This window comes from Lysobacter sp. Root916 (assembly GCF_001429785.1).
Classification (GTDB): domain Bacteria; phylum Pseudomonadota; class Gammaproteobacteria; order Xanthomonadales; family Xanthomonadaceae; genus Lysobacter.
This window is the reverse complement of sequence record NZ_LMJF01000001.1, coordinates 1,540,495-1,561,996: the sequence shown is the minus strand read 5'-3', so window position 1 is coordinate 1,561,996 and position 21,502 is coordinate 1,540,495. Positions and strand designations below refer to the sequence as shown.

General features: G+C 65.3%; 15 protein-coding genes. 3 read left to right on the top strand and 12 right to left on the bottom strand.

The window, feature by feature from the left end; all coding sequences use genetic code 11:
- Positions 1-21: 21 nt before the first annotated feature.
- From metG to ASE35_RS07020, 5 genes are all read right to left on the bottom strand, one after another.
- Entirely contained in the window at positions 22-2,100 is a 2,079-nt protein-coding gene (gene metG, locus ASE35_RS07040; protein WP_057163319.1) for a methionine--tRNA ligase, read from the bottom strand.
- A gap of 249 nt (positions 2,101-2,349) precedes the next feature.
- The gene (locus ASE35_RS07035; protein WP_056175596.1) at positions 2,350-2,784 is read right to left on the bottom strand and encodes a DUF2147 domain-containing protein; all 435 of its coding nucleotides are present in this window, start codon (positions 2,782-2,784) and stop codon (positions 2,350-2,352) included.
- A gap of 164 nt (positions 2,785-2,948) precedes the next feature.
- On the bottom strand, positions 2,949-5,786 hold the full coding sequence (locus ASE35_RS07030) for a TonB-dependent receptor (RefSeq protein WP_057159547.1): 2,838 nt from the start codon (positions 5,784-5,786) through the stop codon (positions 2,949-2,951).
- A gap of 535 nt (positions 5,787-6,321) precedes the next feature.
- On the bottom strand, positions 6,322-9,147 hold the full coding sequence (locus tag ASE35_RS07025; protein ID WP_235568645.1) for a TonB-dependent receptor: 2,826 nt from the start codon (positions 9,145-9,147) through the stop codon (positions 6,322-6,324).
- Positions 9,148-9,742: 595 nt separating this feature from the next.
- On the bottom strand, positions 9,743-12,577 hold the full coding sequence (locus ASE35_RS07020) for a TonB-dependent receptor (RefSeq protein WP_057163318.1): 2,835 nt from the start codon (positions 12,575-12,577) through the stop codon (positions 9,743-9,745).
- 504 nt (positions 12,578-13,081) lie between these two features.
- On the opposite strand from ASE35_RS07020, the gene apbC reads away from it, so the two are divergent.
- From apbC to ASE35_RS07005, 3 genes are all read left to right on the top strand, one after another.
- On the top strand, positions 13,082-14,158 hold the full coding sequence (apbC, locus tag ASE35_RS07015) for an iron-sulfur cluster carrier protein ApbC (RefSeq protein WP_082611146.1): 1,077 nt from the start codon (positions 13,082-13,084) through the stop codon (positions 14,156-14,158).
- A gap of 110 nt (positions 14,159-14,268) precedes the next feature.
- Positions 14,269-14,838: a dCTP deaminase gene (gene dcd, locus ASE35_RS07010; RefSeq protein WP_055899878.1), complete on the top strand. Its 570-nt coding sequence runs from the start codon at positions 14,269-14,271 to the stop codon at positions 14,836-14,838.
- Positions 14,839-14,869: 31 nt separating this feature from the next.
- On the top strand, positions 14,870-15,388 hold the full coding sequence (locus tag ASE35_RS07005) for an RDD family protein (protein WP_162259027.1): 519 nt from the start codon (positions 14,870-14,872) through the stop codon (positions 15,386-15,388).
- Between the two features lie 15 nt (positions 15,389-15,403).
- Here the strand turns inward: ASE35_RS07005 and ASE35_RS07000 are convergent, their stop codons facing one another.
- The 7 genes from ASE35_RS07000 to ASE35_RS06970 all read right to left on the bottom strand — a co-directional run bounded on the left by ASE35_RS07000 (position 15,404) and on the right by ASE35_RS06970 (position 21,281).
- On the bottom strand, positions 15,404-15,706 hold the full coding sequence (locus ASE35_RS07000; protein WP_057163316.1) for a hypothetical protein: 303 nt from the start codon (positions 15,704-15,706) through the stop codon (positions 15,404-15,406).
- Between the two features lie 245 nt (positions 15,707-15,951).
- Positions 15,952-16,608, bottom strand: a complete 657-nt coding sequence (pcp, locus tag ASE35_RS06995) for a pyroglutamyl-peptidase I (RefSeq protein ID WP_057163315.1) — start codon at positions 16,606-16,608, stop codon at positions 15,952-15,954.
- Positions 16,605-17,558, bottom strand: coding sequence for a DUF979 domain-containing protein (locus tag ASE35_RS06990; RefSeq protein WP_057163314.1), 954 nt, complete (start codon positions 17,556-17,558; stop codon positions 16,605-16,607). Before ASE35_RS06990 ends, pcp begins: the two co-directional genes overlap by 4 nt.
- Entirely contained in the window at positions 17,555-18,253 is a 699-nt protein-coding gene (locus tag ASE35_RS06985) for a DUF969 domain-containing protein (protein ID WP_057163313.1), read from the bottom strand. Before ASE35_RS06985 ends, ASE35_RS06990 begins: the two co-directional genes overlap by 4 nt.
- 124 nt (positions 18,254-18,377) lie before the next feature.
- A complete protein-coding gene (locus tag ASE35_RS06980) occupies positions 18,378-19,142 on the bottom strand; it encodes a 5-oxoprolinase subunit PxpA (protein WP_200956994.1) in 765 nt (254 codons plus the stop codon).
- 37 nt (positions 19,143-19,179) lie between these two features.
- The gene (locus ASE35_RS06975) at positions 19,180-19,362 is read right to left on the bottom strand and encodes a DUF5668 domain-containing protein (RefSeq protein ID WP_056175562.1); all 183 of its coding nucleotides are present in this window, start codon (positions 19,360-19,362) and stop codon (positions 19,180-19,182) included.
- Between the two features lie 92 nt (positions 19,363-19,454).
- Entirely contained in the window at positions 19,455-21,281 is a 1,827-nt protein-coding gene (locus ASE35_RS06970; RefSeq protein ID WP_057159540.1) for a DUF885 domain-containing protein, read from the bottom strand.
- Between the last annotated feature and the right edge of the window lie 221 nt (positions 21,282-21,502).

Genomic DNA, 21,502 nt, shown 5'->3' with positions numbered 1-21,502 from the left:
GCTCTCCACTCTGTACTCGCTTCACCGCACCGGCATGCCCGGCTGCGCGCCGCCGTCGGCGTCGAGCAGGTGCAGGCCGCCGCCGTCGAAACCGGCCGACAGGATCATGCCCTCGCTGAGGCCGAAGCGCATCTTGCGCGGCGCCAGGTTGGCGATGAACACCACGCTGCGGCCGACCAGCTTTTCCGGCTCGGCGTAGGAGCCGCGGATGCCGGAGAAGATCTGGCGCGTGCCGAGTTCGCCGGCGTCCAGTTCGAAGCGCAGCAGCTTGTCGGAACCCTCGACGAACTCGCAGGCCAGCACCTTGCCCACGCGCAGGTCGAGTTTGGCGAAGTCGTCGATGCCGATGGTCGCCGCGGCGTTGGCCGGGGTCGCGGCGGGCGCGGCGGCAGGCGCGGCAGCGGCCGCTTTGACGGCGGGAGCCGCGACGGCTTCGGTCTCGGTGGGCTTCAGCGATTCCTTGGAGGCTTCGATCATGGTCTCGATATGCTTGGGGTCGATACGGGTGAACAAGGGCGCGTAGGCTTGGATACGATGCGTCAGCAGCGGTGCGTGCAGATCGCTCCACAGCGCGACCGGCGCGCCCAGGAAGGCTTCGGCCTGGGCCGCTACGCGCGGCAACACCGGCTTGAGCGCGGCGGCCAGTACGCGGAACAGGTTGAGGCCCTGCGTACACACGGCCTGCAGCTCGGCGTCGGCGCCTTCCTGCTTGGCCAGCACCCAGGGCTTGTGCTCGTCGATGTACTTGTTGGCTTCGTCGGCCAGCGCCATGGTCAGGCGCAGCGCGGTCGCGGCCTCGTTGCGCGCGTAGGCCTGTGCGATCGGCTGCAGTTGCTCGACGAAGCGCGCGTAGGTCGCGTGCTCGGGCAGGGTGTCGGCGAGTCGGCCGTCGAAGCGCTTCTCGATGAAACCGGCGCAACGGCTGGCGAGGTTTACGAACTTGCCGACCAGGTCCGAGTTCACGCGCGCGACGAAATCGGCCAGGTTGAGGTCGACGTCGTCGACGCCGCCGCCGGTCTTGGTCGCGAAGTAATAGCGCAGCGCTTCCGGGTCCAGGCCGACGTCCAGATAGGTGCGGGCCTGGATGAAGGTGCCGCGCGACTTCGACATCTTTTCGCCGTTGACCATCAGATAGCCGTTGACGTGCAGGCGGGTCGGCGCACGGAAACCCGCGCCCTGCAGCACCGCCGGCCAGAACAGGCCGTGGAAGGTCACGATGTCCTTGCCGATGAAATGGTGCAGCTCGGCTTGGCTGTCGCGGGTGAGGTAGGAGAAGAAGTCCAGACCCTCGCGCTCGCACAGGGCTTCGAAGCTGCTCAGGTAGCCGATCGGTGCGTCCAGCCACACGTACAGGTACTTGCCCGGATGGCCGGGGATCTCGAAGCCGAAGTAGGGCGCGTCGCGCGAGATGTCCCAGGCGCGCAGACCGCCGTCGGCGTCCAGCCATTCCAGCAGCTTGGCCTTGACGCCCGGGATCGCGACGTCGCCGCTGAGCCACTCGCGCAGGAAGGCCTCGAAGCCGCCGACCTCGAAGAAGAAATGCTCCGACTCGCGCAGCTCCGGCGTCGCGCCGCTGACCACCGAGCGCGGTTCCTTGAGCTCGGTCGGCGCGTAGGTCGCGCCGCAGTTCTCGCAGTTGTCGCCGTATTGGTCGGGCGTGCCGCAGTTCGGACAGATGCCCTTGACGTAGCGGTCGGGCAGGAACATGCCCTTGACCGGGTCGTACAGTTGCGCGACCGAGCGCCGCGAGATGTGGCCGTTGTTGTCGAGCTTGGCGTAGAAGGCTTCGGTCAGCGCGCGGTTGCGCGGCGAGTTGGTCGAATCGTAGTGGTCGAAGGCGACCCCGAAATCGGCGAAGTCGCGCTCGTGGCTGGCCTGGATGCCGGCGATGAAGGATTCCGGGGTGACCCCGGCCTTCTCGGCTGCGAGCATGATCGGCGTGCCGTGGGTATCGTCCGCGCACACGTACCAGGCCCGATGGCCCGACATGCGTTGCGCGCGGCACCAGATATCGGCCTGGGTGTAACCGACCAGGTGGCCTAGGTGCAGGTGCCCGTTGGCGTAGGGCAGGGCGCAGGTAACGACGAACTCGCGGGACATGGGCAGCGTTGCGGTGGGTGGTCGGGAATTATGGCACGCGACCGCCGCAGGGCCCGTGCGGCCCGCCTCCGCAGGCGTATCCCCCGTCTCCTTCTGTGGGCGCGGCGTCCCACGGGCATTCCCTTCGGTCATAAGCCGCGATGGACCTCGCTTCCCGGCGAGCAGGCCGATTCGCGGTCGAATCCCAGCCCCCAAACGAAACGACCCGGCCTAGGCCGGGTCGTCGATGCCGCAACGGCGGTGCAAGGCTTACTGGCGGACCCAGGTCTGGGTACGGCCCAGCAGCGAGAAGCCCATGAAGCCGCGTACATCCAGCTTCTTGCCGCCCTCCATCGGGGTGACCTTGACCGAATAGATCTTGCCGCTGGCCGGGTCGAGGATCTTGCCGTCTTCCCAAGTGTCGCCGTGCTTGCGCACGCTCCACAGGATGACCATGCCCTCGACCGGCTTGTTCTTGCGCTCGCCCGAGCACTTGTCGCAGACCGGATTCGGGCCGCGCTCGGACTGCAGCACCTTGGTGACGCGTCCGGCCAGGCTGCCGTCCTTCGCTTCGTAGATCTCGACTACGGACTTGGGCTTCTGGGTCTTGTCGTCGATCGTGACCCAGTGTCCGACCGGCGTGTTCTGCGCGAACGCCGCCATCGGCAGCGCCAGCAGTAGCAATGCAAGCAGTTTGGTACGCATGTTCCCCTCCCAGGGATAGGCATGGTTCTGGCCGCGCGACAGCCCCGCGGCTGACCTTCTTTATACCGCATCCGTCGGCGTATGGAAGCGGGGCCCCACGGCCGCGACCGGACAAAAAAGAAGCCCGGCTTGCGCCGGGCTTCTGGGGACTAAGCAGCAGTCGCTTACTTGAAGCTGTACTGGAACTCGAAGGCCACTTCGCGGCCGATCGGGCTGTACGCACGCCAGAAGTAGGGATAGCTGTTGAAGCCGTCGTCGCGCGGATGGGTCTTGTCGAAGACGTTGTTCACGTACAGGACCAGCTTGGCGTTCTCGGTGATGTTCTTACCCACGCTGGTGTTCCAGATGAAGTAAGGCGCGATACGGCCGGTTTCCTGCCAGTTCGGCAGGCTGCCGTAGCGCAGCATGAACACCGCGGCCTGCCAATCGTCGCGCTCCCAGGTCGCGGTCGCACGGATGCGGCTGCGGAAGTCGAAGTTGGTCAGGTCGTCGCGGTAATCCAGCACCGGGTCGCCCTTGAACTGAGCGGTCTTCTGCTCCAGCGTGTGCGAGTAGGCCAGCTGGAAGCGGTAGTCGCCCAGACGGTCGGTGTCGAAGCGGTAGTCCAGGGTGGCGTCGATGCCGGTCACGCTCTGAACCGCGCGATTGATCGGGCCACGGCGGATTTCCGTGATCTGGCCGTCGTTCGGGGTGCCCGGCGCGCTCAGACGCGACACGCGCGAGAGCATGTCGTTGCAGAACGCGGAACCCGGAGCGCCCAGGGTGAAGGGCGTGCGGTTACGGGTCAGGCCCGTGGTGCAGCCGGCTTCGCCGTCGAGGATGTAGGCCGAGGTGATGTCGGAAACGCCGTTTTCGATCTCGATGTTGTAGTAGTCGGCGGTGAACGACATGCCTTCCATGATGTCCCACACCATGCCGGCGGTCCAGGACTTGCCGGTTTCCTCTTCGAGGTCGCGGGTACCCTGACGGACGCCGAAGGCGGTGTAGTTGTAGGCCGCCGCGGTGCAGCCGCTGCTCGAGCTACCGCCGTCCTGCAAGCAGCGACGGGTATCGAAGATGGTGCTGAACGAACCGCTGCGCTCGGCGAACACGAAGTGCATGTCGGGGGCGCGGAAGCTGGTCGAGTACGAACCGCGGAACATCAGGTTGTCCAGCGGACGCCATTCGAGGCCGGCGTTCCAGGTCTTGGCATCGTCCACCGAGGTGACGTCGTCGTACTTGTCGAAGCGACCGGCGAAGCTGGCCTTCAACGAGTCGAGAATCGGCACCGAGAACTCGACGCCCAAAGCGTAGCGGCTACGCTCGCCACCGCCGCCGGTGCCGGTCAGGTTGTACGGACGATCGAGGCCGGTGTAGTCGGGCAGGATGCGCGGGTCCGCGGTCAGGTCGTATTCCTGCTGCGAGGCTTCCAACACCGCAGCGAAGCCCAGCGGGCCGGCCGGCAGGTTGAACAGGTCGCCGGACACCACGAAGTTGCCCTGGTTGACGTAGGACTCGGCGTCGGTGCGGACCGTAGTGCTCAGGGCCGCGAACTGTTCCGGCGTCAGCGCGCGGTAGTAGCGCGACTGATTGAGGTTGTAGATCGGGTAGGCCACGCCACCGACGACACGGGTGCCCAGTTGCGGGCCCAGGAACCAGTCGTTGACCAAGTTGGACTGCAGGCGCGGACGGTCGACCTTGATGTTGTACTCGGCGCGCGACAGGGTCAGATCCCAGTCCCACTTCTCGCCGAAGGTGCCGCGGAAGCCGAACGCGAAGTCGTAGGAGCGTTCGTCGTTCTTGGCCAGCAGCTTCTCGATGCCGCCCGCCTCCTGGGGAGTGAACACGCGCTGGGCATCGACGACATTGTTGAAGGTCTGATCGAACCACAGACCGCCAGTGGTGCGTCCCGCCCAGAACTGGGTGCCCGCACCGTACTTCGCCGTGGACTTCCACGCCTGCAGGCTGGCCCAGCCTTGGATGCCGTTGTCGAACTGATAGGTACCGTAAGCGTAGCCCGACAGATCGCTATTGCCATTGCTGATGGTCTGGTAGCCGACGTCCTTGAAGCTGCCGCAGGCCTGGCCGAGGTTGGTGATCACGCCGGCTGCGTTTGCCGAACGGAAGTTCCAACGCGCCCACTCGTCGCCGAGCTGTTCGCAGGCGCCGGCCGGCGGCGCGAAGTACGAGCCTGCGGTGGAGCCGGTGCGGCGACGCACGCGCATGGTGCCGGTCGGCTGGATGCCGACGAAGGCCGGCGGCAGCGGGTTGTCGAGCGCGGAATCCATGAAGTCGCGCTGATAGCCGTACAGCGGCTCGCTGTTGAAGTATTCGAGGGCGTAGGTGACGCTCCAGTTGTCGCCGGTCTTGCCGCCGATCCACTGGATGTCGCCGATATCGCGGCCGCCCTGGCTGGTGGTGCTGGCGCGGACCTTGAGCTGGTCGCCTTCGAAGTTGGTCTTGAGGATGACGTTGACCACGCCCGCGACCGCGTCCGAACCGTAGATCGCCGAAGCGCCGCCGGCCAGGATTTCGATACGGTCCACGGCGGCGGCCGGGATGTTGCCGAAGTTGGCGAAGTTGCTCTGGCCGTTGTAGGGCAGCGGATAGTCCGCGGCGCGACGACCGTTGATCAGCAGCAGGGTACGACCCGGGCCGAGACCGCGCAGGTTGATCACGCTGGCGTTCGGGGTGAAGCCGCCCTGGAAGACCTCGTTCTGAGTCGCGCCCGAGGCCTGGGTCAGGGTGTTGAGCGCGTCGTAAACGGTGTTGAAACCTTCGCGTTCGATCTGGGCCGAGGTGATCACCGTGACCGGCGACGGACCTTCGATCTCGGTGCGCTTGATGCGCGAGCCGGTGACCACGACGCCGTCGATGTCGGTCGCCTTGGTGTTCGAAGCAGGAGCCTGTTGCGTGTTGGTGTCCTGAGCGCTCGCCGTGCCGGCGACCGAAAGGACCAGAGCGCTGATGAGCGCCGCCGTCAGCCTGCTGCGCTGCAGGCCGGATGCGTTGCGAACTGCCATTGGTTGTCCCCCAAATGAACTAGATGTGTTTCTTGTGTGCCGACCTTGGCGTGTTGCTGTCCCCTTAAAGGCGAACTTAACATGGTGTTAACGCCTATGTCATCACAAGATCACACTTTTTAGGCAGTAATTTTGCTCCTTATAAGTTATTGTTTTTATTGAAAAAATGACTTAATTGCACCCAATAATTGCCATTTTATGCTCTTTGAAGTGTTCTGTTGCGTGCTCAAAGCGTACTGTCACTACGTAGTGAGATGTGGTGCATGGGTGCCTGCACGAATTCTTCTACTGATGCGAAATGGCGCGAATGTGTGAGATGGCGACTCGTCGCGGGCGATCGCCAAGCTAGCACTGGCCGGGGCAGGCTCTTCGCGCGTGCGAGAGCGGCCGCTCCACACCTCGTGTGGAGAGGTTTAGAGGGAGTTCGGTAACGGAGGGGGCGCGCCTGTGGAAGAGCGATCGCTCGGGCCAGGCCCCCCAAAAAAAAAGCCCGGCTTGCGCCGGGCTTTTTTGATACGGGAGCAGCAGTCGAAACTTACTGGAACTTATAGTCGAACTGGAGGAACACTTCGCGGCCGATAGGGCTATACGCACTCCAGAAGTATGGATAGCTGAAGTGCGAGTCGTCGCGCGGGTGCAGCTTGTCGAACACGTTGTTGACGAAGAACCCCAGCGTAGCCTTATTGGTGATCTTCTTGCTGACGTTGACGTTCCAGAGGAAGTAGGGCGCGATGCGACGGCCCGATTCCTCCCAGTCGGGCAAGGAGCCCCAACGGGTGCCATAGATATTCGCGCTCCAATCCTGCTTCGACCACGAGGTGGTGAAGTTGGCGCGGCTGCGGAAGTCGTGGTTCTTACGGTCGTCGCGATATTCCTCGACCGGGTCGGCGGCGAAGTCCTGACGCTTCTGGCTCAGCACGTGCGTCCAGCCCAGCTCGAAACGGAAGTCACCCAAACGATCGGTGTCGATGCGATAACGGACCCTGGCGTCGATGCCGTTGGTTTCGAGCAGCTGCAGATTACGCGGAGCGGTCGTCAGGGTGGCGATGTTGCCAAGGCCAGGGCCGACGATGGGAGCACCGCGTGTGATGCGTGAGAGCGCGTCGACGCAGATCGCGGACCCCGGGTTAACCGTTGCGCCGCTGCGATCCACGCCCAAGCGGCAGCTGGCTTCGTCGTTGAGCAGGCGTTCGACGTCGTCACCGATGATGTTCTCGAGTTCGACGCTGTAGTAGTCGGCGGAGACCGAAAGGTTGTCGATGATGTCCCACACCACGCCGGCGGTCCAGGACTTGCCGGTTTCCTCTTCCAATTCGAGATTGCCCGAGCGCACGCCCGCGGCAGAGTAGTTGTAGGTGGCGTTGTTGTTGCAATCCGCGACCTGAAAACCGTCACGACGGCACGCGAACTCATCGAAGTAGGTGGTGAAGAAGCCGCTGGTGCCCGCATACAGGTAATGCATGTCGGGAGCACGGAAGGTCGTGCCGTAAGAGCCGCGCAGCAACAGATTCGAGACCGGCCGGTACTCCAAACCCAGGTTGTAGGTGAATGCGCCACCAGTGTCCGTGCGATCGTCGTACTTATCGTAGCGACCGGCCAATTGCGCCTTCAGCGTATCGACGATCGGCACACTGAACTCGACGCCCGCCGCATAACGACTGCGCTTGCCACCGCCAATGGTGTCGGTGAGGTTGTAGATCGCCTCGTTCGGATCGGCACCCGGGAGGGTCCGCCGGTCGGGGTTAAGCGAGTATTCCTGGCGCGCCGCTTCCAGCACGGTCGCGAATCCCAGCGGGCCGGCCGGCAGCTCGAACAGATCGCCCGCGAACGTGAGGTTCACGGTATCGGCTTGCGACTTCGCCTTGGCCTTTGCGACGGTGCTCAGGCTAGCAAACTCTTCCGGCGTCAGCGGACGCAGGTAGCGCGCTTGGTTGAAGTTATAGATGGCGCGATTGCCGGGCGTGGTGCCGATGCGTGGCCCAAGGAACCAATCGTTGATCGCCTTGGCCTTCAAGCGTGGCTGGTCGGATTTGCTGGTGTATTCGGATCGGCTGTAGTAGACATCCCAATCGAACTTGTCGCCGAGAGCCGTGCCGGACAGGCCGATGTCGAAGTTGTAGCTGTTTTCCTTGAACTTGGTTTGCTGGACATCGCGGCCGCCGATTTCGCTCGGGGTGATGATGCGCTGCATGTCCAGGATGCTGGCGGCCGGCAGACCGTTGGCTACATTGAACACCGGATCGACGAAGAGCGGGCTCTGCCAGAACTGCGTCGACGACGCGGCTTTGGCCTCGCTGGACCAGGCGGTCAGGCTGCCGTACATCTGCATGCCGTTGGCGAAATCCCAGGTGCCGCGCACGTAGCCGGACAGGTCGCTGCGCGAATTTCGGATTTGCTGCGTCGCGGGGAAGGACCAGTAGCCACAGGAGTTGCCGACCACGACCGAGGGATTCAGCGCGGCGTTTACCGGATAACGCTCAAAATCCTTGAACTGGTCGCATACGGCCAGGCCACCGGGCAGGACGTACTGGCTGGTGCCGGAGATGACGCGGCTGCGGTTGCGGATGCGCAAACCGATGACGGGGGAGGGGTTGTCGGTCGAAGGATCGTCGCGATAGGAATCCATGAACTCACGTTGCGAAGCGAAGATCGGCTCGCGAGTGAGGTACTCGAATGCGTAGGTCAGGCTCCAGTTGTCGCCGACTCGGCCGCCGATCCATTGCACATCGCCGGTGTCGCCGCCACCGCGGGTTGTGGTGCCGACGCGCACCTGAACTTCATTGCCTTCGTAGTTGCTCTTCAGAATAACGTTGACGACGCCGGAGATCGCGTCCGAGCCATAGATCGCCGAGGCGCCGCTGGTCAGCACTTCGATGCGCTCGATGGCCGCGGCCGGGATCGCATTGAGGTTCACCACATTGCTCTGACTATTGTAGGGGCGCGGATAATCCGCCACGCGATGTCCATTGATCAGCGTGAGCACATGCTCCGGGCCGAGGCCGCGCAAGTTCAGCACGCTGGCGTTGGGCGTGAAGCCGCTCTGATTTAGTTCGTTCTGGACGCTGCCGGAAAACTGCGTAAGCGTATTAAGCGCTTCATAGACCGTGGTGAAGCCTTGGCGCTCGATGTCGGCGGCCGAAATCACGGTGACTGGTGCCGGGCCCTCGATCTCCGCTCGCTTGATGCGCGAACCGGTAACGACGACACCTTGCACGTCGGTCGCATCGGACTTCGAGGCGGGAGGCGGCGGAGTGCTGGTGTCCTGCGCGCCAGCGGTGCCGGCGGCCGAAAGGATCAAGGCGCTGATCAGCGCCGCCGTCAGCCTGCTGCGCTGCAGGCCGTATGCGTTACGAGTTGCCATTGGTTGTCCCCTAGAAATGTAGTCTTCGCATTGCGTTATGTACGCCGACCTTGGCGTGATGCCGTCCCCTTATGGCCGAACGTACACACGATTAACGACGCTGTCATCGTTGGTTAACGAACGAGCGATTCACCCTGCGATCGGCCGAAAAGTGCAGTCGAATTTGTGTGCCAGGTGGACACGCTCACTGGCGCAGGCAGCGGTGAGCGCGCTAGCGGCGCGAAGCATTTAAGGGCGCGAGAGAGTGCTACTTGACTGATTCGACGGTGAAATCAGGTTGCATGGCTTGCGCGTGTGGCATGGGATGCATGCGTCTGATATCGCGATATTGCGCATGCAGTGCGCCTAAGATGTGTTTAGTAGGCCGTATGTGGCACTCGAAGTGCCCGTCAATTCTGCTGGTCGATATGCAGTCGGAGCGGCATTGGCGATTTATGACACTTTAATTGTGTCTTTCTCGCTTCGTCTCGTGCTGCGCTTGCGTCGGCGACTTGCGCGAACAAATCCGAGTGATGCCGCACATGGCGCTCCTGATAGCGCGCAAAGAAAAAGGCCCGGCTTGCGCCGGGCCTTTCTTGTAGCGGAGTGCAGTGGATCAGAACTTGTACGACAGACGCAGGAAGAACGCGCGGCCGTACGGGTCGGCACCGATGAACGGGTTGAAGAACGGATAGCCCGTGTTGCTCGGATCCTTGCGGTGGGTGTTGTCGAGCACGTTGTTGACGACGAACGCGGCCTCCATGTTCTCGCCGAACTTCTTCTCGACCGAGAGGTTGTAGAGCATGTAGGGCTGCAGACGTGCGCCGTAGTAAACGCCGGTCACCGCATCCCGACCCGCTGCTTCGGCCTCGTTCGGCGCCGAGCCCAGACGCTGACCGAACACGGTCGTGGTCCAGTCGCCCTTCTCCCAGGTCACGCTGCCGCGAACGCGGCTGCGCTGGTTGTCGTTGTCCAGGCGGTCGCGGTAGTCGATCAGATCGTCTTCCTCGAACTGCTTGTACTTCTCACCCAGGCTCAGGCTGTAGGCCAGATTGAAATCGAAGTTGCCCCAGCGATCCGTATCGAAGCGGTAGCGCCAGGTCGCGTCGATGCCGGTGTTCTCGGAACGCGACGCATTGATGTAGCCGGCGCGGACATTGACGACGCGACCGTTCGGGTTGCCCGGGGCGACCTGGCGAGTCACGCGCGACAGGATGTCCTGACAGAACGCCGAGCCCTGGCCCTGCGGAATCGGCGAGCCGTCGGGCAGCGTGCCGATGCGGCAGTTGGCTTCGTTCTGCAGGATGTAGTCCAGGCTCAGACGCGTGGCCTGGTCGTCCAGCGTGATCTTGTAGTAGTCGACGGACATCGACATACCTTCGATCAGGTCGAGCACGAAGCCGGCGGTGAGCGACTTGCCCTTTTCTTCCTGCAGGTCGGGGTTGCCGACGGTCTGGTTCAGGGTCTGGTACTGGCTCGGGTGGTTGTTGGCACGGCATTCGGTGACGGTGTCGCCGCCGGCGCGGCAGCCGTAGTAGTCGACGATGCCGGCGAACGAAGCCACACCCTGCGCGAACACCAGCGGCATGTCCGGCGCGCGGAAGCTGGTGGAGTAGTTCGCACGCAGCAGCAGGCGCTCGATCGGACGGAACTCCAGACCCAGACCGTAGGTGAAGGCGCCGTCCACTTCGGTGATGTCGTCGTACTTATCGTAACGACCGGCCAGCTGTGCGCTCAGGGTGTCCAGCAGGGGCACGCGGAACTCGGCGCCGATCGCGTAACGATCGCGCTCGCCCTTGATGTTGCCCGAGCTGACCAGGTTATACGGCGTACTTGCATCCGGCGTGCGCGAGGGGTCGGTGCGCGGATCGCTCTTCAGGTCGATGGTCTGATGGCCGAACTCCATGGTGCCTGCGAAACCGATCGGGCCAGCCGGCAACTCGAACAGGTCGCCGCTGACGACGAAGTTCGCTTGCGCCGAGGACGTATAGCCCTTGTTGATGACGCGCGTGGACATGGCCCGGTACTGTTCCGGGGTCAGCGGCGTGTGCCAGCGATCCAGGTTCAGGGTGTGGTGCGCATAGCCGTAGTCGTCGATGGTCTGCGGACCGAGGAAGTAGTCGTGCACGCTCTGAGCGAGCAGGCGCGGCGAGTCGGACTTGTAGTCGTAGCGGCCGTACGAGGCGGACAGATCCCAATCGAAACGATCGCCGAAGTCGCCGCGCAGGCCGGTGGCGAAGTCGTAGCTCTTTTCCTTGTACTTGGTGACCACCGCGGTGTTGCCACCGACTTCCTTCGGCGTCAGCACGCGCTGCAGCTGGACGTAGGTGCCCAGGCCTTCGTCGAAGTAGAAGCTGGCGGGCAGGAACGGATCGCCGCCGGTGCCCCAGAACTCGGTGCCGCTGCTCGAGGTCGATTCGGAGTTGTTCAGCATCAGGCTGGCCCAGCCCTGGATGCCGTTGCTGAAGTCGTAGGTGCCGTAGGCGTAACCGGAGGTCGCTTCGCGCTTGTTCGAGATCGACTGCGATGCCACGGAATCGTAAGAACCGCAGATCTGGCCGCGGGTGGCGGACAGGTAGGGCGAGAAACCGAAGCGATCGCAGACTGCGTCGCCCGGATAGTACGCGGCGCGGTTGCGGTTGAGCAGGTCGATCGCGACCAGCGACAGGCTGGGGCCGACGCGGTTGCCGCGCGGACCGTCACGGAGGTCGTCCATGAAGTCGCGCTGCGCCGCGAAGATCGGCTCGTTGTAGTTGTACTGCAGGGCGTAGGTCAGGCTCCAGTTGTCGCCGACGCGGCCGCCCGAGTACTCCAGGTTGACGCTGTCGCCGCCGCCCGCGCCGGTCGTGCCGACCGTGCCGCGCAGCAGGTTGCCGTCGAAGTTGGTGCGGGTAACGATGTTGACCACGCCCGCGACCGCGTCCGAACCGTAAATGGCGGACGCGCCGCCCGCCAGCACTTCCACGCGCTCGATGATCGAGGACGGAATGGCGCCGACGTTCACGGAGGAGCGGTCGCTGTTGTAGGGCTGCGGGTAGTCGGCGATGCGACGGCCGTTGACCAGGACCAGGGTGTAGCCCGGGCCGAGGTTGCGCAGGTTGACCACCTGGGCGTTGGGCGTGAACCCGTTGACGGCCAGATCGCCGGTGAACGAGTTGGTGGTGTTCTGGGTCAGCGACGACAGCATGTCGGAGACCGTCTGGAAGCCTTGTTTGTCGATGTCGTCGCGGCTGATGACGGTGACCGGTGCCGGGCCTTCGATCTGGGCGCGCTTGATGCGTGAGCCGACCACGGTAACGCTGTCGATGTCGGTCGGCGTATCGCTAGCGGGCTGCGGTTGAGCAGGCGCGGCGTCCTGGGCGAACGCACCGCCGGCGGCGGGCGCGATCAAAGCCGCCAAAAGTGCAGCAGTCAGACGGCTGCGCGGCAGCCGCTTCTCGGTTACTTCCATGAGTTATCCCCTAACTTTTTGGATGGTGTGCCTATCCGTGGCAATTTCTATGTCGTCAATCCCCCGACGAACCGACCGTAACATGCCCTTAACGCGCTTTGCATGTGCTTATCGAGTGGACAGATTATGCAAAGTGCGCCGAACCGGTTCGGCGCAGGACAGGTAGGGGGGTGGGTGCTGGTCGACGTTGCGATCTCGAAATGGACCGTACTGATCGACTCGTAGAAAAGCGCCCTTTTGGGAGAACTAGGCGTCATTTATGTGCGGCACCCAGTGCCGATAAATGTCCCCGGCGATTCCTTGGCGACAATATCCGCGCTATCGGGGATTAAGTTCGATATACCAACGGGTAGAAACGCGTGTTATTCGATGATTATTTCGCCCGTATCACCGTTTAGCGCGTTTGCAAGCCGCGCTGCGCTGGGCCGCAGCGACGGCCGCGGTATCATGTGACTGCTGCGGCCCTGCGATGATCTCGGGCGCTGCGCAGCGACTCTTTATCAGGTGACCCGTTTGAGCGAATCATTGCAAAGCCAGATTTCGGCCCTTTTGCTGCCCGACACCCACTTCACCCTCGCCGAGGCCGGCGCCAAAGTGCGCGCGGTGGATGCCGACGGCCAGGTGGCGGTGGCGCTGACCTGCGGTTTCCCGGTGCGCGGCATCGAGGTGGCCCTGCGTGAGGCGATCTCGAGCCTGCTCGCGGGCGAGGGCAAGACCCTGGCCAGCCTGGAGCTCAACGCGCGCATCACCTCGCACGCCGTGCAGCCGAATCTGGCGCCGCTGGAAAACGTGCGCAATCTGATCGCGGTCGGGTCGGGCAAGGGCGGGGTGGGCAAGTCGACCACGGCGGTCAATCTGGCGCTCGCGCTGGCGGCCGACGGGGCGCGGGTGGGGGTGTTGGACGCCGACATCTACGGGCCCAGCGTGCCGACCATGTTGGGGTTGAGCGGCAAGCCGGACAGTCCGGACGGCAAGACCATCGAGCCCATGCACGCGCACGGGATCGCGGCGATGTCGATCGGGCTGCTGGTGGAGCAGGACACGCCGATGATCTGGCGCGGTCCGATGGCGACCTCGGCGCTGACCCAGTTGCTCAACGAGACGCGCTGGGGCGAGCTGGATTATCTGATCGTCGATCTGCCGCCGGGCACCGGCGATATCCAGCTGACCCTGGCCCAGAAGATTCCGGTGGCGGGCGCGGTGATCGTGACCACGCCGCAGGACGTGGCCACGCTGGACGCGCGCAAGGCCTTGAAGATGTTCGAAAAGGTGCATGTGCCGGTGCTGGGCCTGATCGAGAACATGGCCGTGCACGTGTGCTCGAACTGCGGGCATGCCGAGCACGTGTTCGGCGAGGGCGGCGGCGCGCGCATGGCGGCGCAGTACGGGGTGCCTTTGCTGGGCAGCCTGCCGCTGGAGATCGCGATCCGCGAGCAGGGCGACGCCGGTGTGCCGGTGGTGGCGGCCGCGCCGGACTCGGCGGCGGCCCGCGCCTACCGCGCGGCGGCGCGCAATCTGGCGGTGCGGCTGGCGCTGCGGCCGCGGGTGGCGCCCTCGATTTCGGCCTCGCTGCTGGGCTGAGCCGGGCCCGGACCCGGCCAGGCGGCCTCGGGCTGGGCGGCGCCCAGCCCGGCTCGCTTACAATCGGCGGTCACGGCGCTTTCGCCCCCAGTACGCCCCGAGACCCCCGCATGAGCATCAAGTCCGACCGTTGGATCCGTCGCATGTCCGAGCAGCACGGCATGATCGAGCCGTTCGAGCCCGGTCAGGTCAAGCACGCCGCCGACGGCCAGCGCATCGTCAGCTACGGCACCTCAAGCTACGGCTACGACGTGCGCTGCTCGCGCGAGTTCAAGGTGTTCACCAACATCAACTCGACCATCGTCGACCCCAAGCATTTCGACCCGGGCAGCTTTGTCGACATCGAGAACGACGTCTGCATCATCCCGCCGAATTCCTTCGCGCTGGCGCGCACGGTCGAGTACTTCCGCATTCCGCGCGACACCCTGGTGGTCTGCCTGGGCAAGAGCACCTACGCGCGCTGCGGCATCATCGTCAACGTGACCCCGCTGGAGCCGGAGTGGGAAGGCCACGTGACCCTGGAATTCAGCAACACCACGCCACTGCCCGCGCGCATCTACGCCAACGAAGGCGTGGCGCAGATGCTGTTCTTCCAGTCCGACGAAGTCTGCGAGACCTCGTACAAGGATCGCGGCGGCAAGTATCAGGGGCAGACCGGCGTGACGCTGCCGCGTACCTGAGCCGTATCGGCAACCACTGCAAGGACGAACCGTGGAAGAAGAGAACCCATACCGCAGCCCGCGGGCGCAACTGGTCGAGAGCACGCCTGTGGATGGCGAGCTTGCGAGTCGGTTCAGCCGTTTGGTGGCGATCGTGCTGGACACGATCATCGTGTTCGCGATCACCGGCCCGATGGCCTACTTCGGCGGCTATTTCGAGCAGGTACGCGCCAACAGCGCAGCCGGAAGGATGTTCATGCCGATCGGCACGCTGGCCTTGTGGACGGCGATCGGTTTCACGGCGTTCGCGCTGATTCAGGCCTACCCCTTGCATGCCTACAGTCAAACCTGGGGCAAGCGGATCTGCAAGATCAGGATCGTGGACATGGACGGCGCCAAGCCCAGCCTGGGCCGTCTGTTGTTGCGGCGCTACCTGCCGATCAATCTGGCCAGCGTCGTGCCGATACTCGGCAATGTGTTCGGCATCGTCGATGTGCTGATGATCTTCCGCCGCGACAAGCGCTGCTTGCACGACTTGATCGCCGGTACGCGGGTGATCAAGTCGAGTTAAGCCGCAGGACTGGGCTTACGGCTTCTGGTAGGTCACGAAAAAGCCCTGCAAATCGCCGTTCTCGATGTACGGCTCCACGCTGACCACGTTGTAGCCGCGCGTGGTGAACGACTGGTGGGCGCGGCTGAGGTTGTTGGCGGCGCCCTGGTTGCGAAAACCCCAACTGGCTTCGACCCACAAAGTGACCGCACGCAGGTTCTTGGCGACGGCTTCCTGCGCGACCTGGTCGGGGTTCTTGTCGAACAGGCCGGCTTGGGCGACGGGCGCGGCGAGCATGGCCAGGGTGCAGAGCAGGGCGGCGGACAGGCGACGGTGCATGGCGTTCTCCGGGGTGAGGCGTTGTGTCACGCGATGCGGCATCTTCGCTGGTGGTGGGCGAATGGGAGCCGAACGTCGTGATGCGGGCGAATTCGCCGCTGTCCTGATTCCCCCCTTTGAAAAAGGGGGGCTAGGGGGGATTTGCTTCTAGCTGCGGATCAAGAGCGAATCCCCCTCGGTCCCCCTTTTTCAAAGGGGGAGGAAAAGCGAAGGGCAAGACGGGAAGGGGGAGGCAAACAGACGCGTCAGTGCTCGGCGCCGGCGGCGATTCTGCTGTCCGCAACGGTCGTGAGCGCGGTGGCCAGCGCGATGCGCAGACCTTCGGAGACGAGCTCGATCGACAGGCTGGGCGCGCCCGGGTGCTGCGCGGCCTGGGCCGGCGAATACGGGATATGCACGAAGCCGCCGCGCACGCCGGGGCTGCGCCGTAGCGCGTGCATCAAGCCATAGAAGACGTGGTTGCAGACATAGGTGCCAGCGGTTTGCGAGATCTCGGCGGGGATGCCGGCGGCGCGCAGTGCGGCCAGCATGGCCTTGATCGGCAGGTCGCTGAAGTAGGCCGCTGGGCCCTCGGCCACCACGGGTTCGTCGATGGGGCACGCGCCGTCGTTGTCGGGGATGCGGGCGTCGTCGACGTTGATCGCGATCCGCTCCAACGACAGCTGGCTGCGGCCGCCGGCCTGGCCGACGCACAGCACCAGCGCAGGCCGGGTGTCGCGTATGGCCGCGCGCAGCTCGCGCAGCGAGGCGCCGAATACGCAGGGCAGGCAGCGCGTGACGATGCGGTGGCCGCGCACGGACTTGCCGGCCAGGCGCTGCACCGCGTCCCAACTGGGGTTGCTGCTTTCGCCGCCGAAGGGCGCGAAGCCGGTCAACAGCACAGTCGGTTTGCGCGCGCTCATCGGAACGCGATCCAGTACATCAGCAGCACGTTGCAGGCCAGCAGCACGGCGCCGGTGGGCCACTGCGCGCGGATCACGCCGTACGGGTCCTTGAGCTCCAGCAGTGCGGCCGGCACCAGGTTGTAGTTGGCCGCCATCGGCGTCATCAAGGTGCCGCAGTAGCCCGAGAGCATGCCGATCGCGGCCAGCGAGGCGGCTTCGGCGCCGTGCTGCTGCACCAGCAGCGGCAGGGCGATGCCGGCGGTCATCACCGGGAACGCGGCGAAGGCGTTGCCCATGATGATGGTGAACAAGGCCATGCCCAGCGCGTAGGCGACGACCACCACGAAGGGGTTGTCGACCGGAATCACCGAGCGCACCACCGCGGCGGTGGCCTGGCCGACGCCGCCGGCCTCGAACACGCTGCCCAGCGAGGCCAGCAGCAACGGCAACAGGGCGGCCCAGCCGATCGAATCGACCAGGCGCCGCGATTGCTCCACGCCGCTCCACGGCGTCTGCCGGGTCAGACGGCATGCGGCGGCCAGCGCGATTGTGCAAGCGATCGTTAGCGAGACCAGGGTGACGTTGGCGGTTTCCAGCAACGGCGTGCCGCCGAACTGGATGCGCTTGAGGCCGAGCGCGCCGATCAGGGTGACCGCCGGAATCAGCAGCGCGGGCCAGAACAATCGATTGCCCAGGCGTTGCGCTTCGCGGTGTTTCTCTTCGGTGCTGCTCTGCTGGTAGCCGCCCATGCGCACGCCGCCGAAGCCGGCCAGCACGGCCAGCACCACTACAAACGCGCCGACCAGTTTGGGCGGCAAGTGCTCGGCGGCGAACAGCAGGAACGCCAGCAGCCCCCAGAACAGGGCGGTGGTGTGGCGGCGCGGGTTGTCGCGGTCGCGCCAGCCGCGCCAGGCCAGGGCGGCGAAGTAGGCGCCGAGCAGCCAATACGCGTGGGTGAGGGTGATCATGCCGACGGCGCCTCGGGCTTGGCCGCGGACAGGCGTTTGGCCAGGCGGCGCTCGAAACGCAGGATGCGCACGGTGTGGATAGCGAATGCGCAGATCGCGGTGGGGATGCCCCAGAACGCGATCTGCAACGCGTCCAGTTGGATGCCGTGTTCGGCGTAGAAGCTCTGGATCAGCAGCACCGCGCCGAAGGCGATGAAGATGTCTTCGCCGAAGAACAGGCCGACGTTGTCGGTGCCGGCGGACATCGCGCGGATGCGCTGGCGTTCGTCTTCGGGCAGCTCGCCGTGGCGCACCTGGGCCGCGCCTTCGGCCATCGGCGCAAGCAGCGGGCGCACCGTCTGCGGGTGGCCACCCAGGCTGGTCAGGCCCATCGCCGAGAACAACTGGCGCATCAACAAATAGGCGATCAGCAAGCGGCCCATCGTCGCGCCGCGCAGTTTCGCGATCCAGGCTTGGGCGTGTTCCTTGAGGCCGTGGCGTTCGAGCAGGCCGATCACCGGCAGGGTCAGCAGGAACAGCAGCAGGAAGCGCTTGTCGGTGAAGGCCTTGCCCAATACCTCGAGCACGTCCATCGGCGAGAGTTTCGCGGCCAGGCCGGTGACGAAACCGGCGACCACCACGACCAGGGCGGGATTCAGACGCAAGGCGAAGCCGAGCACGACGGCGGCCACGCCCAGCAAGGGCCAGTAATTCATGAGCGGATCCTGTCGGCAGCGGGGCTGCCGGCGGTGGGGACGTCCGTGTCGGGAGAGGCGGGCTGGGTGTCGCGACGCGATGGATGCGATGAGGAAACGGTGCGGGACGGGGCGGCCGCTACGGTCATGCGGCGTCGATCGCGAGGACACGGATGCCGTCGGCCTCGAGCGCGGCGCGTACCGCGCGCGCGAACTCGGGCGCGTCGGCGCGATCGCCGTGCAGGCACAGGGTGTCGGCGCGCAACGGCAGGCGGTGGCCGTCGGCGCACACGACTTCGCCGCGCGTGGCCAGGCTGTGCACCTGCGCGATCGCCTGCTCCAAGGTCTCCAGCACCGCGCCCGGCGTGCCGCGTGGCAGCAGGCGGCCGTTGCGGCCGTAGCCGCGCTCGGCGAACACTTCGTGCACGGCGCGCAGGCCGGCGGCTTCGGCGGCGGCGGTGAGTTCGGAGCCCGACAGGCCGAACACAGCCAGTTTGGGATCGAAGGCCGCGACCGAACCGACGATGGCGTCGGCGACGATGCGGTCGTCGGCGGCCAGGTTGTAGAGCGCGCCATGCGGTTTGACGTGGCTCAGGCGCAGGCCTTCGTCGTCGGCGATCGCGGCCAGGCGCGCGAGCTGGCTGAGGATCAGCATGCCGATCTCGTCGCGGTCCAGCGGCAGCACGCGGCGGCCGAAATGTTCGCGGTCTTCGTAGCCGGGGTGGGCACCGATCGCGACGCCGTGCTCGCGGCACAGGCGCAGGGTCGCGCGCATGGTGGCGTCGTCGCCGGCATGGCCGCCGCAGGCGATGTTGGCCGAGCTGACGTAGGGCAGGATCGCGGCGTCGTCGCCGCAACCTTCGCCGAGGTCGCAGTTGAAATCGATGCGTTTGCGGTTCGGAACGGTCACGCCGCGATTCTGCCTCAAAGCGGCGTCGCAGCGGACCTCAGTCGTCCTGGCGTTTGCGATGGGGCCTGAACAGCATGCCCAGGCCGACCACGATCAGGATCGCCGGCCACCCAGTCCGGATCAGGCGCCCCAGGCTGATGTCGGCCAGGCCCAGATTGTCGAGCAGGAACACGGTGCCGATCGCGATCAGCACGATCGCTGCGACGATATTCGGTCTCATGGATCGCCCCCCCGAGTGAGGGCCCAGGGCGCCACCAAGTCGGGTGTCGCGACCGCCTGCGCCGGGCCGCCGTAGCAGCCCGGCGCGTGGATTCAGGTGCCGGGCGCGGTCTGCGGCTTGTCGGCGCCAGCCGGCGCGGCCGCAGGAGCGGATGCCGCCGCCGGTGCCTGCCACAGCTTGGCCTCGGCCGGGCCGCCCATCATCTGCGCGCGCACCAGCGGCACCGGCGGGCCGCCGTAGCTCAGGAACTGGTCGTGGAAGGCCTTCCAGGCGCTGCGGCCGCCGCGGCTGGCGGTCCAGTCCTCGCGCAGCTGCATGATCATCAGCTTGCCCATGGTGTAGTTCAGATAGCCCGGGTCGTAGGTGCCGCGCGCGGCCTGCTGGCGCGCGTTGCCGGGATCCTGGAACGCCTTGTCCTTGAACATCTGCTCGGACTGGGCGACGGTCATGCCGCCGGTGTGCAGACCGATCGCGGAGATGAAACGCACGTCGCGCAGCAGGGCGTTGCTGAGCTGGCCGATATGGATCTCGGGCGTGGCGCCGCCGACGCCGGCGTCGTACATCATTTCCTCGGTGTAGTGCGCCCAACCCTCGGCGTAGGCGTAGCCCACGAACAACTGGGCGAACTTCCACTGCGAGCGGTTGGCGTGCAGGAACTGCAGGAAGTGGCCCGGCCAGACTTCGTGAGCGGACGTGAACAGCAGGTCGGCCTTGCCCGGCACGTAGGCGTCCTGCTCGGCCTTGGGCCACTTCGGGTCCGGCGGCGCGATGTAGTAGACCGAGGGCAGGTTCTTCTCGTACGGGCCCGGAATCTCGATGTAGGCGAAGTTGGTGCGGTTGAACGGCGGCGCTTCCTCGACGCGCGCCTCCTCGGTGCCGGGGATGGTCACCAGGTCCTTGTCGACCAGGAACTTGCGCAGGTCGACCAGTTGCGCGCGCGCGCCTTCGACCGCGCCGCCCTGCGGCTTGTCGGCGTTGACCTTCTCGATGCAGGCGTTGATGGTCTGGCCGGCGGCGTATTGGTCGCAGGCGGCTTTGAGCGCGGCCAGGTTGCGCGCCAGGTCGGCCTCGCCGATCGCCTTGAGCTGGTCCAGCGGCAAGTCGACGCGCTCGGTGGCCTTGAGCATCTTGGCGAAGCGCTCGGCGCCGATCGCATAGTCCTGGGTGGCCTGCGGTTTCTGCGCCGTCAGCCAGTCCGACAGGCCCTGCATGGCTTCGATGGCCTTGGCGTTGGAGGCCTTGAAGCGCGCCTGCAGCGCGGCGTCGGGCACTTCGGCGAAGGCCTTGGGCGCGTCGTTCTTGAAGAACTCGGCCAGTCCGCCGAACACGATGTTGCCGAACTCGATGTAGCTGGCCGGCAGCGGGCCCTTGAGGTTGGCGCGGATCTGTTCGGCGGCCTTGGGCAGGGCTTCCTGATAGCTGGCGAACGCGGCCATGCGCTGCGGCAGCGGCGCGTAGGGGCGGGTGAGGTACATGCTCGGCGAGAGGTCGCCGGCGTAGAAGGCGGGGTTCTTGTTGGGGAAACCGGAATCCTTCAGATAGAACAGCTGGCCGTCGATCACCGACAGGGCGTACTCGCGCTGGAAGCGCTGATCGGGGGCGAGCTTGTCGTCGCCGAACGCGGCCAGCTTGGCGCGTTGCTGCTCCAGCCAGGCGCCGGTGGTGGCCAGGGCTTCGGGCGACCAATCGGGCAGCTTGCCGTCGAATTCGTGCTTGCCGGCGCTGGCAGCGGCGGTCGGGTAGTGATTGAAGTAGCCTTCGATGAAGGCATCGATCGCGGGCTGCCAGTCGGTGTTGGCGGCGGCGGTGGCCGCGGCGGCCGGCGTAGCGGCGTCGGGGGCGGCGGGCGTCTGCGCTTTGCACGCGACCAGCGCGAGCACGATGCAGGCGGACAGAGACAGCAGACGGACGGGACGCATGCGAACTCTCCGGAGCGGGGTCGAACGGGCATGCTAAGCACGTAGCGCCAGCAGCAGCCAGTGCCCGAAGTCGTGTGCGGTGAGAGCGTGGTCGCGGTGCGGTGCTGTTGGATCGCCACGTCAGCTACTGTAGGAGCGGCGCAAGCCGCGACCGCGCTACAACGCTTGCGTCGCGGCTCGATGGACGCGAAGCGAATCACTGACATCGCAGCTTGAAATGA